Origin of the sequence: Okeania sp. SIO2F5, from assembly GCF_010692685.1 — a bacterium.
Lineage (GTDB): Bacteria > Cyanobacteriota > Cyanobacteriia > Cyanobacteriales > Microcoleaceae > Okeania > Okeania hirsuta.
This window is the reverse complement of the sequence record NZ_JAAHGU010000030.1, coordinates 31,927-49,391: the sequence shown is the minus strand read 5'-3', so window position 1 is coordinate 49,391 and position 17,465 is coordinate 31,927. Positions and strand designations below refer to the sequence as shown.

The window sequence follows — 17,465 nt, the reverse complement described above, 5'->3', positions numbered from 1 at the left end:
CATAAAATTGTTATTATATCAAGTCTCGTTAATTAGAGATAATAAAAATGTGTTCTCTGATAAATTTCTTCCTATTCCCTATTCCCTATTCCCTGTTCCCTGTTCCCTGTTCCCTATTCCCTATTCCCTATTCCCTGTTCCCTAAAATTTTTTTTTATTGTGGGTTTTTAAAGAGACATGATATTATAATAAGCTGGCCAGTTATTAACTAAAATGGGCTACCGTGCATGAACCGAAAAGCATTAGTAGTGGGTATCAATTATTATCCTTTGCTCAAAGATAGCTCTGCTCAACCCCGAAACTTGATTAAACCAGCAGCAGATGCAGAGGCGATCGCTCAACTATTAGAAACCTATGGCAATTTTCAAGTGCAGCGCTTTCCAGGAGCTAATATAGAAGGTTCTTGGCAAGTAGATCCTCATCCTAAGATTAAAAACTGTGAAATAAATGCTTTGAAAGAAGCTATTTCTAAATTATTTAATCCTCTAGATAATGTTCCTGAAACTGCTTTATTGTTTTTTGTGGGAAATAGTTTATTAGATCAACAAGGAGGGGTACAAGAAGGATTTTTAGCAACCAGTGATACAAACCCTCAAAAAGGAAAATGGGGAATTTCACTACATTGGTTAAGTCAACTATTACAAAAATCTCCTGTCAAACAACAAATAGTATGGTTAGACTGTTACCATCAGGAAAAACAAATTGACTTCTTACAAACAAATCTTAGTAATATAGAATCAACTTATAATGATAGGTGTTATATTTTTGTTTCTCAAGAAATAGAAGTTTATACAACACAAATAAATTCAGAACATAGCTTTCTCACAAATTGTTTATTAGAAGCATTAGAACCAGAAAATCATCCAAATGTTTGCGTAACAAATTATAATTTAATAGACTATATAAATAAAAAACTAAATCTTTCTAATCTACATCCAGTCTTTAATAATTCTGGGAATGAAATTATTTTGACAGGGGAAAAAGAAGCTACAGAAAATCCAGACCTGACAGCCGGAGTTTGCCCTTATAAAGGACTAGCTGCATTTGAGTTTAATGATAAAGATTCTAAATATTTTTATGGTCGGAAAACTTTGACAAATATACTTTTAGAAAAGGTTCGTTCTCGGAATTTTTTGGCGGTAGTAGGGGCCGGTGGAATTGGTAAATCAAGTGTAGTAAAAGCAGGGTTATTATATCAACTTAAACTGGGGCAAAGATTGTCTGGGAGTAACACTTGGCCTATATTAATTATTAGACCAGGAGAACATCCTTTAAAAAATTTAGCAGCAGCATTTGTAGATTATCAACTACAGACATTGTTAACGCCGACAACAGAAGAAACAACAGCTCCAGAGGAAGAATCATTACAACTTTACACTACTAAAAAATTATCATCAACTTCTCAGCAGCATCAACAAAAAAAGCGACCGCCAAAATCATCTATTCCTTATCCACCTCCACCACCAGCACAAGAAACAAAAGGAACCCGTAGGCGATCGCCAGAAAAAAGAAAGTCCGGTGTCACATCACCTCCTAAAATCAAAAATTCTCACAATGAAAACCTAGAGCAAGAGATCAAAAAGGCTGAAGTTGAACGTATAATTTATTCACCTATAGAAATCGAAGAGTTAATTAATCAGGGTGCTAGTGGGTTTAGACAAGTGTTGCAAAATACTCAAGCACCCAGAATAGTAATGGTAGTAGACCAGTTTGAGGAAGTTTTTACCCTGTGTTTAGATAAAATCGAAAGGCAGGAATTTTTTGAATGTTTGATGGGAGCAATAGACAAAAATTACCAAAATAACTCTCATGCTAGTACATTTCTGTTAATTATTAGTATGGGGGCAGAATTTTTAGGTAAATGCTTTGAGCAGGAATATTCTGGGTTAGCTAGGCAAATTCAATCTCATTTAGTGACGGTAACGCCGATGACTCGACAGGAGTTGCAACAAGCGATCGCCGCTCCAGTCAAACAAGTAGGTATAGAAATTCAGCCAGAATTAGTGGAGCAAATGATTGTAGATACAGAAAGTCACGGTAATTTACCATTATTACAATATACTCTAACGGAACTATGGCGACAGCGACGAATAGACCAATTTACTCTGAATCAATATATTAACTTAGGTGGTGTAAAAGGTTGTCTAGAAAAACAAGCTTATGCAACTTATCATTCCCTCAATGCTAGAGAGCGTCAGGTTGCCAAGCAGATATTTCTCAAACTCGTACAAATAAATGAAGATACGGTAGTAAGCTGCAAACGAGTATTAAAAACTGATTTAATTACCCCTCAACAATCATTAGCAGTTGTGAGTAAGATACTGAAAAAATTAGCAAAAGCCAGATTAATTATAACTACTAAATTTACCAACTATCAAAATACTAATCAAACAGTAACAGTAATAGAATTAGCCCATAATACTATTATTCATCATTGGTCTCAGTTAAGTTTTTGGGTAGAGTCAAACCGGGAGGCAATTAAACAAAAACCTGGTATGGAAGCTGATGCTCAACGGTGGCTGAAAAAAGATAAATCAGGCAAATACTTATTAAGTGGGCGCAAGTTAAGTTTAGCTGAAAGTTTATTAGAAAGTGATGCTGATAGTGCTTTTGTATCTGTATTAGCCAAAGAATTTCTCGAAAAAAGTATCAACCGCAAACGTTTTCAAAACAATTTTCGGCTCGGGAGTATAATAGGATTAATTTTAATTTTAGGTGGGTTAAGTGGATTTTCCTTGATTAATTGGCAAGTGGCAGAAAAGGATAGATTAAATTCCCAACTTAATGCTTTGAGTTTATCCGCAGAAAATCAGTTTACTGCTAACCAACGCTTTGACGCTTTACTTACTGCTATCAAAGCTGGTACAAAGTTACACAATACCTCAGAAGTATCAGCAGATGTAAGAATGCGAGTTTTAATTGCTTTGCGCAAAACTGTTTATGGTGTGAGTACGCGCAGAACAATAGCAGAACATACACAACCAGTCAATAGCATCAGCTTAAGCAAGGATAGAAAAATAATTGCTTCTGCTAGTGATGATGGTACAATCAAACTCTGGAGTAACTCTGGGAAAGAATTAGCTACTTTAAAAGGACATCAGGGTGCGGTTTACAGTGTTGACTTTAGTCCTAATAGTAAAATGTTAGCTTCTGCTGGTGATGATGGTACTGTAAAACTCTGGAACCAGAATGGTAAAATATTAGTAACAATGAAAGGGCATCAAGGGGCAGTTAATAGCGTTAGTTTTAGTCCAGATGGAAAGGCGATCGCTTCTGGTGGCATAGATGGAACAATTAAATTATGGAATCTTCAAGGTAAATTATTAAAGTCTATTCAAGCACATCAGGATAAAATTTACAGTGTCAGCTATGGTAAAGTATTAGCCTCTGCTAGTGAAGATAAAACGGTGAAGTTATGGAATTCTCAAGGCGAACAATTGGCTATTCTCAAAGGCTTTAAAGACAGAGTTTTGAGTGTGAGTGTGAGCCAAGATGGTAAAACTATTGCCACTGCTAGTTGGGATCATACTGTGAGAGTCTGGGGTATAGATGGTCAAAAAATGGGCACTCTCAAAGGTCATAAAAGTCCAGTAGTTAGCGTTAACTTTAGTGCTGATGGCAAAACTATTGCTTCTGGAAGTTCTGATGGAACAATTAAACTCTGGACTCATTATGGTCGAGAAATAGCAACTCTCAAAGGTCATAGTACCTGGGTTAGTAGTCTCAGTTTGAGTAATGATAGATTAACTCTTGCTTCTGCTAGTGCTGACAACACGATTAAACTTTGGAATCTTCAAGAACAAAAATTGCCTACTCTCAAAGGACACACCAGTTATATCACAGCTATTAGTTTTAGCCCAGATGCTCAGATGATCGCTACTGGGGGTTACGACCGGAGTGTAAAAATTTGGAGTCGAGATGGAGAGGAGTTAGCAAGTTTAAAAGGGCATAAACGCGGTATTTATAGCTTGAGCTTTAGTCCCGATAGTCAAACAGTGGCTTCTGCAAGTGCTGATGGAATAGGAATAGTTTGGAATTTAGCAGGTTTAGGAAATGCGACTCTTTCCGGGCATAAAGATCGGGTTTATAGTATTAGCTATAGTTCGGATGGTAAAATGTTGGCAACTGCTAGCTTAGATCAAACAATTAAATTGTGGAATATTCGCGGTCAACAACTATTGACTATTCCAGGAGGTATTGATGAACTGAGAACTGTGACTTTTAGACCAGATGGAAAAGCCATCGCTGCTGCTGGTTTTGGGGGTGAGAGTCAGGTTGTTCTGAAAATATGGAGCATAGAAGGTGAGGAACTAGGAAAGATTGAAGGGTTGTGTAATGTTATCAAGAAAGTTAGTTTTAGTGCAAATGGAAAAATTCTTGCTGTAGCTTGTTCTGATAATACAGTTAAATTATTAACTCCTGAAGGTCAAGCGATCGCTACTCTCAGAGGACACCAGGGTCAAGTAAATAGTCTGAGTTTTACCCCTGATGGCAAAATTATCGCTAGTGGTAGTGATGACGGTACGGTAAAAATTTGGACTGTTGATGGTGAAGAGTTGGTGAGTCTAGCAGGTATTCGAGAAGGGGTAATGGATGTTAGCTTTAGTCCAGATGGTAAAATGCTCGGTGCGGTTGGTAAGGATCGGGTAGCAATATTGTGGAACTTTGATTTAGATAATTTATTGGCGCGGGGTTGTGATATTGTTCACGACTATTTGCAGAATAGTCCCGATGTTAAAGAAAGCGATCGGCTTCTTTGTGAAGGGATATAGTTATATCATGTCCGGTTGAACAATTATAAATAAACGACGAAGGAGTCAGGAGACAGGAGACAGGAGACAGGAGGGTAGAAAGAAGAAGAAGGAGAAAGTTTTTTTGATCACGCTCTTATCCGGACATGATATTATACCGTTTCACGGAAGTCGTAGGGGCGAATGGCATTCGCCCTCACAAAAGTAAGATTTTACAGGATCAAACGTACAGGAGGAAGGAGAATTTAGAAAGATTTGCTAATAGCTGAAGATTAAACATTTTTTTATATCGAATTCAGCAGATTTGATCTGATTAGTAAATAGGATTTTTTTTCTTTATTTCTTTTTTAAAGCAGAGGGTTTCAACTTTAATTATTCGGTAATAAATTAAGATTGTATAATATGGAATTAAAAAAATACTAATTGCTACTAAAACATACCCTTCAATTAGTAAAAAATATCAATAAACTGTCTGTACAGCAGGAATATTGCTGAGTGAAGATGAACAGCCTCTTGAGTGGATTAGAATTTATCCTATTCGCTTTCGACAATTGGATTTTGATAAGCGCTATCCTAGATGGTCTATTATTATGGCTTTAATTGAAAAAAATGATAAAGATTATAGGCCAGAAAGTTTTCGTATAAATGATTCTTCTATAGAGGTTTTAAGAAAGATCAAAACAAGTAATAATTGGGAGGAACGAAAAAAACTTTTACTGCCATTACAATTTAAGTCAATTAAAGAAATAAAAAATCAAGATAAATCATTAGGAATAATCAAGCCAAAAATTATTAAAAAATATTTTTGTCAGGAAACTGAACGTAATTGGAAACCAAAACAGCAAGCTGTATTAGATCAGTTAGATTTGTTTGAACCAACAGTAGAACTGGAGAAAATACCTTATAAGTTTGGATATGAGTTTATTGATGAAGATGGAGATAAACATCGCTATAGTATTAGTGACTGGGAAATTCAAGAGCTTTATCGAAAATGTCGAGATAAATCTTTGAGTTCGACTCAAATAGGAAAGGAAAAAGAAGCTGTAGAAAAAGTAAGACAAAAGCTAGAGGTTGAATTTATGAACAAGAAAGACCTATACTTTATAGTAGGTAATTTAAAAAACTACAAAAATTATTTTATGATTATAGGCGTAGTTTATCCTCCTATGATTACTCAATTAAGCTTGTTCTAAATAGAGAAAAAACAATGAATATTTCAGAGAAATTTTCAAATAAATATATACTGACATTTGGCTATGGAAATCGTAAAGATTACACTGAATTTTTAGAATACCTACAAAATTTTGATGTTAAGTGTGTGATTGATGTGAGGAAAAGTCCTCGTGCTTGGAGTCGCAAGTGGTATGGAGACAAAATAGAAAATCTTTGCCACTCCAAAAATATTCAATATATATCCAAAGTTTCTTTAGGAAATACATCAGGTAAAGCAAACTGGGTTTCACCTACCCCTGAAAAAGTAGATGCAGATTTGTCTGAAATTGCAGAAATTGTTACTCAAGGAAATATTTTATTACTATGTGCTGAACTAGATCCAGCTAGATGTCATCGAGTTGAAGTTGCGAATTGTTTGAATAAATTAATTTCAGCTCAAGTAAAGCATTTGAAATAATTAGATGTTATATCATGTCCGGTTTAATAGTTGAAATAATAGAGGAGTTAGAAGGGAAGAAGAGGAAGTTTTTTGGTCACTAATAGACATCTCCAAAAAACAAAAATAAAATCAATTTTTATCTATAAATTATCAATTACTCCCCTCCTGGGAGGGGGAGGGGCGAGGGGTGGGTTCCCTGTTCCCTGTTCCCTGTTCCCTGTTCCATCTGTTCTGGAGATGTCCAATTAAACGGATATGATATTACTTATTGGCGTTGGTGATTTGAGGTATGATATCATGTCAGGAGCAGAGCGCGATAGAACTCCGTTCCCTGCTCCGTGACCAAAAAACTTTCTCCTTCTACTGCTCTTTCTTCTTCTTTCTTCCCTCCTGACTACTGACTCGGTCCTTCCCCTCCTGGGAGGGGCGAGGGGTGGGTTGACTCCTGAATAATTAAGATTAATATCATACACGCGCTTCACCAACGCCAACTATTTAAAAGATTTATGGAATAAATTTCCCAGTAATAAAAATCCACCAAAAGCAAATAATCCTAAAGTAGTTGTAGGTTCAGGTACTGATTCAATAGTTATCCGTGCGATCTGATAATCTGGAGCGGTAAAATCACCATTAGGTGCTGCTGCTAAAATATTACCACCTTCGAGAAAACCAGGGTGAAAGGTGACAACTCCATTTTCATCCACACCTGTGTTAGGAGTCGCTTGAGCAAGAGCTGCAGTATTGCCTGGTATTTCGTCATTGACCTCTGTACCTGCATCCCACACTCGATCGCCAGTAACAATAAAATCAGCACCCAAGAATTTGCCATCTTCATCAAAAATTCTTATCCCTAATGGGTTTTCGTTAGCAATAAAAGCATCGTTACTTGGTAAACCCATTGCTCCGTAACTGAAATAGCGACTGCTAGCTAGACTACCATCTAGAGTAAATGTCATAGAAGCGCGATCGCCAGCAGTAAGCACCTGAAATGGTCCTGTTGGGCCTAATATTGTAGCTTGAGTCTCCCCTGCGCCACTATTAGCAAAAGCAGTGCTGATCAGTCCTGTATTAGCATCTTCTGCTAATGCTTCGAGATATGCGGGTGCTGGTTGGTTTAAGTCAAAAATGTCGAAGTTGCCATCGTGAAAACCTACCCATAATGGAGAGAAAAAGAAACCATTAGTGGGGGCAACATTTTCTACTGTAACTTTTAATCTTGCTGCTGTTGCTGTAGATGTCATAGCAAAGGTGGAAGTTACCGTTATTGCTGTGGCGATCGCTCCACGAATATTCAGCCAAGTCTTACTATTTATATTCATTATTTTTTCCCAATCAAATTATTTATCTCTCCGTTAAATTTCAGATGAGAGCTTAAATTAGATAATAAGAGCTAAATATTTTTTTGTCTTGCTAATTCTTGCGGTCTATATTACATTCTTGCTGAAAATTATCTTAATTCTCTAACCTTCTTAATTTCTTCAGGACTTACGCAAAGCCACTACATATAGTAAATTAAAACTATAGCACTATGGTATAGCAATTCTCATATTGGTGAGGTACGCGCATTCGTTTGTTTTAGGGAGTAGGGAGTAGGGAGTAGGGAGTAGTAATTCGATCAACAGGGGATAGAAAAAAAGAAAAACAACTGTATCTCACTAATTTGAGAAACATTATATATATAGTTTTTTTACCATAAAAATTTGTAAGTCCTGTTCTTTTTATTATCATCTTTTATTAGAAATAATTTTCAGCTTAAATAAGACTGTTTTCTGAATAAAAAAAACTGACTGCTAATAGCTGAATGCTGACAAAAATTCTATAAAGGATTGCTGGTATTTGTGTTTTTATAGCAGCAGATAGGAGCGATCTTATTGATATTTTGTCCATTGTTTGAGAGTTAATTTCACTCGCTCGGAGAATCGAACCGCCCACCGATTATACAGATTCCTATTTAGGCGATTGCTGACGCAAAGCTCCGCTAACGCTTGAAAATTTATAGCTATCACCCGGCCTTGATCATTCTAAACAATCCATACCAACTTAAACAACTATCATTTTAATTGTAAGATATTTGAGTTCAGATACGCTTATATTTGGATAATAATTGATGTTTTAGTTGATCAATAGTTTTTCCCATAACATTTGCCATTTTTTTCCAATGATTCCACACCAACATAGCACAAGCAATATGATTTTTTTGAATTTTTCCTCGACGACATTGGCAAAACTCCAGCCCTGTTAGCTGTTTAATTCTGGCGTAAAACTCCTCAATTTTCCATCTAGGTGCGAATCTCAAAATCAACGTCATCTGTACTCTTCTGAGTGAGGTCGTTAGTAGCAATATATTCTGTTCTGTTGGCGGAAACAGTAACCCAAAATAATTAGATTTTTTTATCTCTAGGAAAGCCTTTAATTTTAATAATTTTTCCTGATACTAATTCCCAGTCATTTCATGTTAATTATTCCAGTTTTTGATATTTTTTTACACCCCCAGTATCGTCTACGCGCGGGATTACTTTTCAATGAAAAATAGTAAATTTTACCTAAGTCATCTATTAAAACCATAAGTCTTTGGGTTGGATCACAGCCCTCCATTAATACTGTTTTTACTGGTATTTTCTTCTGTTTTACCACATCAATCATCATTTATTTTACATAATCTATTTTACTCTTTTCATCACTCTCTGGAGCATAAATACGATAATCGCGAAATCCAGAATCGTTCTATTTGAGGATTAAAATATAAGCAGTTAACTATTCCTATTCCACGGACTACCCTATGTTCGTTACCGTTATACTGACCTCGGACAAGTTCTATTTTTTGGGAGTATTCTTTATTAAAAACTGTATCATTAATGCAGCAAATAACCATCTTCAGAAGTTACAATTTCCTCCCTGACGTTTTGCCACAAATTTTCTGCTGCTAAATCAATATTTTTTAAGTAACGATTAATTTGATTGCTGACGCAAAGCTACGCTATTGTGGCTCACTGTTTCTAGATGGTCAACAAGGTTTGTGAGAGTGTAATTTTTGTGACTACTTATTAAATGCTGACAATATTTTATATAATTAAAGTTTATTCTCAAAGTGTTGACAAATAGTTGGTTTCATACTAATCTAGTATCACAACTAAAGTAATTTAAGTTCAATTTTTTAAGTTTTTTATATTTTGTTTTTCAAGCTATAGCCAATATAGATAAACCTTTAAGGGTATGCACTATATATAGTGTCTTTGCGTAAGTCCTGACCAAGAAAAATTAGGATTCAACTATGACGAGTTTTACCGGACAGGGCCAAACACCTATCATAATTACAATATTAGTAGCTGTTTAAATTCTTCTTGGCTAGGACTTAATTACATAGAAAATTTAGCTGATTTTTGTCGTCAAAATATAGATCGGTTCTATGAAAATATAGCTATTCAGCAAGGTAAAGTATTGACCCCACTCTTGGATAATAGCTCTAACTTTTACTTTGTAGAAAAGTTTCTTCTAAAATTAAATAGAACACTATTGCTTGAACTTTATCCTCAAGCACGAGAAATTATTCTAGTTCGTGACTTTCGTGATATGGCCTGCTCGGTGGCAGCTTTCAATACCAAGAGAGGATATGTTGATTTTGGCCGTCAACGTTTTAAAAGCGATCGCGAATATATCCGAACTACAATTAAATCTACTGCTGCAAATATGCTGCAATTATGGAGGGAAAGAAAAGAACAAACACATTTAGTACGCTACGAAGATTTAATTTTAACTCCCGAACAAACTTTGAGTTCTATCTTTGAGTATTTGAATTTGGATAATAGCAGTTCAACTATTTCTAAAATTTTAGAAGTAGCTTCTAAAGATACACCTCAGTTAAAAAGACATCGTACTTCTGCTAACCCTCAAGAATCTATTGGGCGTTGGCGACAAGACTTAGATTCTTCTCTACAAACTTTCTGTACTGAAGTTTGCCAAGAAGCTTTACAGGAATTTGGTTATAATCTTAGTGGTAAAGACAAAGCATCTCCTTTGCCAAAAACTATCAAGCCTCAAATTAAAACTGAATCGCCATTAACACCCACTAATTCTAATTTTTTTAAGGAAACAGAATCAACACGAAAGAGACTGGAACAAATCAAATCTCAGTTTCAAAACATTAGAAACAAACTGAAGAATTCCTAGATCATCAAGCAATAAATAGAGTATGAATACAGAAGGTTCACAATTAGAAATTATTTCAGTCCATGTGCCTAAAACAGCAGGAACAGCTTTTAAAAAAGTCTTAGAACAAGTTTATGGTTTTGAGTCAGTTATCGTTGACTATCCTGGAGCACACCGAAAAAAATTCAATAGTCAGTGGGAAGCTAGAAAAAGTCAAATCAAAGTAATTCACGGTCATTTTGGTGTAAATAAGTATGAAAAATATTTCCCAGAAGCAAAAAAAATTGCCTGGATTAGACACCCGATTCATAGATTAATTTCTCACTACTTTTTTTGGCTAAATCAGCCACTAAATAAAATAGAAAATACTTCCCAGCGTTTGTTAGTAGAAAATCAAATTAGCCTATTGGAATTCGCCCAGCTACCAGATATTAAAAATATAACCTCAAGATTTTTGAATAGAAGAGAAGTTACTGATTTTTATTTTGTAGGTATACAAGAGTTATTTAAAGAAGATTTGAACGAACTAAAAGAACAACTAGGATGGGGTGATTTTGATATTGAGTATACTAATAAAAATACTTATTCAAATTATGAAAAAAAAATACAAAACATTTTATCAGAGCCAAAACTTATACATAAATTAGAAGAAATTAATAGTGATGATGTTGAATTTTATCAAGCAGCATTAAAAAATAGAGAAGAACGCATAAATCAAGAAACAAAATCACCAAAAAAGAACGATAAAAATATCAACAATTGTTCTGATCAGCTAACAAAAATTCGCCATAAACTCGAAACTCTAAACTCTCGACTAAAACAGACAATGGTACTATTAGAGGAATCTCAGACTCAAGACTCTAGCGGTCAAGTCTCAGAACCAGAAATTCAAGAAGTATCCAAAAATAATCAAAACAAAATAGATGGAGAAAATGATTCCCGACTGTTCCAAATACAAAATGCTATTGTTGAAAGATTCCAAATTTTTCGCGGTCGGTTTGAATTTGCCGGAGGGCCTATTTTTCCGAATAATATCCCCGGAGTATTCCGTCATCGGCGTGGTGATAGTGGAGGTAGACCAAAGTACGTAGATAAAAACTTTCAAAGTGCCAATACCAATGATTCTCAAATTGATAATTCAAAATATTATCATGGTAGATATATTTATGGAGGATTTTTTAACGGACACTTTGGGCACGTTTTAACTGAAAGTATTCATCGTTTGTGGGCATTTAATTCTAGTACCTATGATGGGATAGTTTTTGCTGTGTTATCCCCTAGACCACGACGAGTGTCTCTCCCTACATATACCCCCCCTCAATGGTTCGATCAAGTTTTAGATGTTATGGGTATACCAGGGGCTAAGTGTATTTTTGTTAGCGATCGGGGTATGTTTGAACATCTAGTGATTCCAGAAGCAGGTAGTGAATTATTACTAGGAATTAAGGAATGGTATCGCCCCTATTTAGAGAGACTACAGGAAAGAATTTTGAATCTTACACATAATTTGAGAAAAAATTTAACCGATCTAAAGCTTTTTCTAGGTAGAAGTCATATTCCACTTAATGGATCGGTTGCAGGTGAAAAGTATCTCGAAAGTCTATTAGTTGATGAGGGTTATATATCTTTTAAACCTGAAAATTATAATTTTCTTGAACAACTTTCTTATCTAGTAAATACCAAAAAAATTATATTTACTGAAGGAAGTGCTATATATCTCCTAGAATTAATTAACTATTTAGATACTGACATTGCTTGTATACCTAGAAGAGGTAATAATCAACATTTCTATCCACATATATACAATAAGTGTAATAAGTATATAGTTGCAGGCAATGTTGAAAATTGCGAACAATTAGGGTCTTATAACATGGAAAAAGGAGGAAAAGGAATATCAATTAGCAAACGTCCATACGAAATTATTGAATCTCTGAAAAATCATAATTTTGCTTTGCTAAAAAACTGGCATGAAAATTTTTTTTTGGATCAAGAAAAATCTGATATTATGTCATACATAGCTCAGGGATATACAGCATTAGAAAACAAAGAAGCAGTATATTGTTTAAAGATTATAGAAAAGTATTTAGAAATGCGTAAAACCTCATTAAAACAACCCCAAGAAAATTCAGTCGCTCCAATGTCTAATAACTTAGAACTATCTCAAAAATCTGATAACATAGATATCAAAAGCCGTAGCGGTCGCCTCAACAAAATTGCTAGTATTAATCAGCTATCTACCTATTTAGAAATAGGAGTATCTAAGGGTATAACTTTCAATGCAATTAAGATCAAGAATAAAGTGGCAGTCGATCCAAAGTTCAGATTTAATACCGCTCAATATGCCACTGAAAATGTACTATTCCTAGAAGTTACTAGTGATGAATTCTTCAGACATCATGCCAAAAGGTTTGAGCCATTCGATCTAATTTACTTAGACGGTCTTCATACCTTTGAACAAACTTTTCGGGACTTTTGTGCATCCCTTTCTTGTGCCCATACTAAGACGATCTGGTTAATTGATGATACTTGTCCTGGAAGTTATGCTCAAGCACAATCATCCCTACAGCGCTGCCGACAGCTCCAGAAAATTTCTGGAGAGAAAGATGGGAGTTGGATGGGTGATGTGTTTAAGGTTGTTGCTGCCATCCATGATTTTTTCCCCCAATACAGCTTCGCTACTTTCCCAGATCATGGACAAACAGTAGTATGGAATCAGTGGAGGACAGATTTTGAGCCTAGATGGAATTCTTTGGAAACTATTAGTCGGCTAGAGTATTCTGATTTTGTAGAATTGCAAGGAACGATATTCAAAAGAGAAGCATACGAGAATATCTTTGAAAGAATTAGGCATAACTTTGCTCAATCATAAAAATTGAAAAAATCTCAAACCTGAATTTAAGATCAAAAGGATAAAACCTACGATGGAAAACAATCGAAATGAACAACAAAGATAAAATAGCATCTCATTGGTCTGGTGTGACTAAAAAAAGCCAGCAAAGCCAAAATCTGCGATTGAGATGGTGGCAAAGTCCACATATAATTAAGCAAATAAATAAAAAAGTTATAGGTTCACCAATAGATGGGTTCTCTCAAGGTATTACTCAGAGAGCTAAAGAAATTGCAGGCGATCGCTATCCTTTTTCTTGTGGCATATCTGTAGGGTGTGGAAACGGGCAAAAAGAAATTACTTTAGTTTGTCAAGATTTAGTTTCTTCATTTCAACTTTACGAGGTTTCTAAAGTTAGAATTGAGCAAGGTAGGAGACTAGCAGCTAGGTTTGGTGTAGAAAACAAAGTAACTTTTATTCAAGGAGATGCCTTAGAAGTAATCACAGAAAAAGAAGTTTTTGATTTCGTTCATTGGAATAATTCTCTACACCATATGTTAGATGTAGAAGCAGCTATTAAATGGAGTTATGAAGTTCTCCAAAAAGGGGGGATGTTTTATATGGATGATTATGTGGGTCCTAATAGAATGCAGTGGTCTGATAAAATGTTAGAAGTTGCTTCTCAAGTTAGAAGTATTTTACCAGAAAAATATTTAGCTAATCCCAGAAACCCCAGTCAGTTACTGCCAAAAACTCTAACTAGAAATAGTATCGAACGTATGATTCAAATCGATCCTTCAGAAGCAGCAGACTCAGAGAGAATTATTGATAGTATAAAAAAGTATTTTCCCCAAGCAGAAATAATTCTTACTGGTGGGGTAGTTTACCATTTAGCTTTGTCTGATATTCTCCATAATTTTGATGAATCAAAAGATAAATATTTGTTAGACTTTTTAATGCTTATAGATGATTTGTGTTCGGAATTAGGTGAAACTCATTATGCAACTGCAATTGCTATTAAATAAGCAAAAATTTACAGTTATAACATAGATACTAATGGAAAAAAATCTGTTTTGATTATTCAATTAAATGAGCTGTGATTTGAAGTATTTTATCTCTTAAAAAGTAGTTACTATTTTCTTCTATATACGCTAACTTATCTTTGTCTATAATTTTTTCTCTTTGCTTAAACCTGTCCCAATCTTTTGTTATTGACTTGTAATATATATACATATTTTTATTTTCCTCAATTTCTAGAAAATTAAGCAAAAAATAAAAGTAATTATCGTTGCCGGAGAATAATTTTTTATATTCACATACAAATAAGTTGTTTCGCTTATTACTTTCTAGATAGTTCCAGGTATTCAGGAGCGACTGATTCCAATCTGAAACAGCGGACTTATAGTTTCGATTTCTAGACCAACCCATATCATGTTTATTTCTTGCTCTAGCATCATAAGATAAAGCAACATCTTTAATATCTCTTAGCATAAAAATAAACTTTACTCCTGCCGATGCAAATCGCTGATCTATTTCTTGATAAAATTCATAGTAATGTGGAAATTTATCACCAAGAATAGTTTGATTATTATTAAACTATTCTTTCAATTCTTCATCAAAATATTTCCAATGATTTTCCCAAGCTTGATGCTGAGGATTTATATTAGTTTGCTCTTCTCTAATATCAAAAAATACGGATAGTTTAAATAAAGCAGGACTAAGTTTGTGAATTAGATCTTGCTTTGCATAATGCTTATACCTTTCAACTCCAATAGCAATTAGAGGGTGAGCATTTAAAAGTTTCGTTATTGCTGTAGTCCCAGAACGAGCGCAACCACAGACAAACAGATATTTCCAGTAGTTATGAATAGAAGAATGCGATCGCTCCACAGCTAGTTCGATCTGCTTGAGTCTTTCTTGCCATTCTTTTAATTCCATCTTAATTTGTTTAAGACGGGAGTATTTTTCTTCTGAGCTTGACATCACCTAAATCTAAATCTCCTGGTCTAAATTTATCAGTATTTTTTCTATTAGGGATTAATTTTTATAGCTTGGCGGTAGGAAGCGATCGCCTCTTTTAATTTTCCCAGACGCTTGAGTTTATTCCCTTCTTTTAAATAAATATTTGCTGTTTCGCGTTCCATTTTCAAATATTCTTATCTATTCTATTCTATCCTTTTTTTCAATAATTAAGATATCTTGACCACTGGTATACTTATCTCGACCACACCATGATCCATAGTATTTACTGATAACAGCAAAGCCAGATTCTGATATCCATTTTAGTAACAAATATTCCTTGAAAGCAATAGCAGCTTCTGGGTTACTAGGGTTAGTTGTAAAACATTCATTCAACTCATGTACAAATTGAAATCCACTTTTTCCTTCAGTGATCAATTGTTCTGATTTATCATTAAGTAAAAAGCAGCTACACAAGCACTTACCACCCCACTTCAACACTCTATATATTTCCTCTAAATAATGACGCACTTCCTCAGTTTGCATATGAGTAAATACAGAGGTCAAAAAGACGACATTAAAGCTTTGATCTTCATAAGGAAAAACAAAATCTTTTGCTTTTACATTTCCACCAGGGTTGTAGTGATGGTTATAAATATTAACCAAACGGAAATTAAAATGAGGACAGCGTGTTGATATTTCTTGTTGAGGCCACTTAATAAACCTAGCCATAATCTCGAAACCTTCATAACTACCTGGAGGCTTTAAGTAGTGAGCTAGACCATAAGCCATTCTTCCTAAACCACATCCAACTTCTAGAACGCAGTCTGTTTGTTTTAATTCTGCCAATTGTATGAAATAACTGAGGAAAGCAAAAGAGTGTCTCAAAAATGCCCCATGTTCTCCACCTCCACCAGCCCACTTTAGATACTCCGCACTGGGGATTGGTATAGAAGACTGGATAGAATTTACCAATATCAGTCCTTCGCGTCCACCGAATAAAGGTGTCAAAATAACCAGAACATCTTGCCAGTTATGTTGTTCTTGATTGAATGGTAATTTAATCAAAAATCCTGCTTGATCAACATTCTTTAACTTGGGAAAGGCTTTTTTGAGATGGAGGCTAGGCCGTCTTAATTCTAGTTCAAAATTCTGTATTTCTTCACCTGCAATAGAAAGTTTGAAGTTATCAACTAAATCATCCTCAAATGAAACTACCCATCCTTCAAGGAATAAAACTTGATTTTCAATAGCTACTTTTTGCAGAAATCCAGTAGTTGCTAATAGATGATTTTGTATAATTTGATTATTTTGGTATTCCAGAACCAGTTGATTTGAATTTTCTAAATCTGACTTAGACTTAAATCTATTTAATTCAGTTTTAATCTGAGTTAGTCTAACTTTTGATGACTCCAATTCTAATTTAATACTTGAAAACTTATCTGATGTATTTGACATATTCAATATAGCAAAACATAATTACTTTTTAAATTTAATGACCAGACCTAACATAACTCACATAAGACTTATCGAGTAGTTTTTGATAAGACAAAATACTAGACTCTGAACGATATTCACCCCTTGTACTTTCTACAATCCAAACATTAGGATATCCATTATCAACTCGATATTTACCATGACGTTCAATACCCATCAAACTTGAATGCTCACTTTTTCCATATTCACAAAATACCACTTTTTGCCATCCTAAATTATTAAGTAAAGATTGTAAAAAATCTTGGGAATAAATAAATTGATGACCCCAACCATGAAAAGCACGATTCATCGAAAAAGTAGAATCAATACGTTTTTGTGGATTAGTTTCTGAGAGGTTAAAATGAGTAGAAAGTACCCACTCTAGAGACGGAGTAGAAAGTCGAATTACTCCACTAGGTTTAAGACTTTTCCAAGCATTATCTAGAAAAGCGATCGCTCCTTCGAGACTTAAATGTTCGAGAAAATGTTCCCCATATACATACTCTAAACCATTAAAAGGCCAAGGTTTGGTCACATCCATCACTTGGTCAATACCAGGAAAAGGTCGAATATCTACATTCCACCAATCCGGTAAAATATTCTGGGGTCCACAACCCACTTGAACTTTTTTTATACCATTAGGATTCTGAGGACTTAAGCGTAATTGTTTTACTGACATCTATGAAATATTTTT

General features: G+C 34.7%; 12 protein-coding genes and 1 pseudogene. 6 read left to right on the top strand and 7 right to left on the bottom strand.

What is annotated here, in order from left to right; translation table 11 throughout:
- Positions 1-227: 227 nt before the first annotated feature.
- The 3 genes from F6K27_RS12940 to F6K27_RS12930 all read left to right on the top strand — a co-directional run bounded on the left by F6K27_RS12940 (position 228) and on the right by F6K27_RS12930 (position 6,381).
- Positions 228-4,772, top strand: a complete 4,545-nt coding sequence (locus F6K27_RS12940) for a caspase family protein (protein WP_287276605.1) — start codon at positions 228-230, stop codon at positions 4,770-4,772.
- A gap of 467 nt (positions 4,773-5,239) precedes the next feature.
- The gene (locus tag F6K27_RS12935; protein WP_287276604.1) at positions 5,240-5,944 is read left to right on the top strand and encodes a hypothetical protein; all 705 of its coding nucleotides are present in this window, start codon (positions 5,240-5,242) and stop codon (positions 5,942-5,944) included.
- A gap of 14 nt (positions 5,945-5,958) precedes the next feature.
- The gene (locus tag F6K27_RS12930) at positions 5,959-6,381 is read left to right on the top strand and encodes a DUF488 domain-containing protein (RefSeq protein WP_287276603.1); all 423 of its coding nucleotides are present in this window, start codon (positions 5,959-5,961) and stop codon (positions 6,379-6,381) included.
- Positions 6,382-6,854: 473 nt separating this feature from the next.
- Here the strand turns inward: F6K27_RS12930 and F6K27_RS12925 are convergent, their stop codons facing one another.
- Entirely contained in the window at positions 6,855-7,682 is an 828-nt protein-coding gene (locus tag F6K27_RS12925) for a spondin domain-containing protein (protein WP_287276602.1), read from the bottom strand.
- Positions 7,683-8,403: 721 nt separating this feature from the next.
- Positions 8,404-9,444, bottom strand: a pseudogene (locus F6K27_RS12920) (IS701 family transposase).
- Between the two features lie 432 nt (positions 9,445-9,876).
- On the opposite strand from F6K27_RS12920, the gene F6K27_RS12915 reads away from it, so the two are divergent.
- The 3 genes from F6K27_RS12915 to F6K27_RS12905 all read left to right on the top strand — a co-directional run bounded on the left by F6K27_RS12915 (position 9,877) and on the right by F6K27_RS12905 (position 14,361).
- Positions 9,877-10,530 carry a sulfotransferase domain-containing protein gene (locus F6K27_RS12915; protein WP_161564994.1) on the top strand — a complete coding sequence of 218 codons (654 nt, stop codon included), beginning with the start codon at positions 9,877-9,879 and terminating at the stop codon, positions 10,528-10,530.
- Between the two features lie 22 nt (positions 10,531-10,552).
- The gene (locus F6K27_RS12910; RefSeq protein WP_287276600.1) at positions 10,553-13,378 is read left to right on the top strand and encodes a sulfotransferase family 2 domain-containing protein; all 2,826 of its coding nucleotides are present in this window, start codon (positions 10,553-10,555) and stop codon (positions 13,376-13,378) included.
- Between the two features lie 68 nt (positions 13,379-13,446).
- On the top strand, positions 13,447-14,361 hold the full coding sequence (locus tag F6K27_RS12905) for a class I SAM-dependent methyltransferase (protein WP_287276598.1): 915 nt from the start codon (positions 13,447-13,449) through the stop codon (positions 14,359-14,361).
- A gap of 52 nt (positions 14,362-14,413) precedes the next feature.
- Here F6K27_RS12905 and F6K27_RS12900 read toward each other — a convergent pair whose 3' ends face one another.
- From F6K27_RS12900 to F6K27_RS12880, 5 genes are all read right to left on the bottom strand, one after another.
- The gene (locus F6K27_RS12900; protein WP_287276596.1) at positions 14,414-14,827 is read right to left on the bottom strand and encodes a hypothetical protein; all 414 of its coding nucleotides are present in this window, start codon (positions 14,825-14,827) and stop codon (positions 14,414-14,416) included.
- A 105-nt stretch (positions 14,828-14,932) separates the two neighbouring features.
- Positions 14,933-15,274: a sulfotransferase gene (locus F6K27_RS12895; RefSeq protein ID WP_287276595.1), complete on the bottom strand. Its 342-nt coding sequence runs from the start codon at positions 15,272-15,274 to the stop codon at positions 14,933-14,935.
- A 92-nt stretch (positions 15,275-15,366) separates the two neighbouring features.
- A complete protein-coding gene (locus F6K27_RS12890; protein ID WP_287276593.1) occupies positions 15,367-15,480 on the bottom strand; it encodes a tetratricopeptide repeat protein in 114 nt (37 codons plus the stop codon).
- A 16-nt stretch (positions 15,481-15,496) separates the two neighbouring features.
- Positions 15,497-16,753, bottom strand: coding sequence for a class I SAM-dependent methyltransferase (locus tag F6K27_RS12885; protein ID WP_287276592.1), 1,257 nt, complete (start codon positions 16,751-16,753; stop codon positions 15,497-15,499).
- A 34-nt stretch (positions 16,754-16,787) separates the two neighbouring features.
- On the bottom strand, positions 16,788-17,450 hold the full coding sequence (locus F6K27_RS12880) for a hypothetical protein (RefSeq protein WP_287276591.1): 663 nt from the start codon (positions 17,448-17,450) through the stop codon (positions 16,788-16,790).
- Positions 17,451-17,465 lie beyond the last annotated feature (15 nt).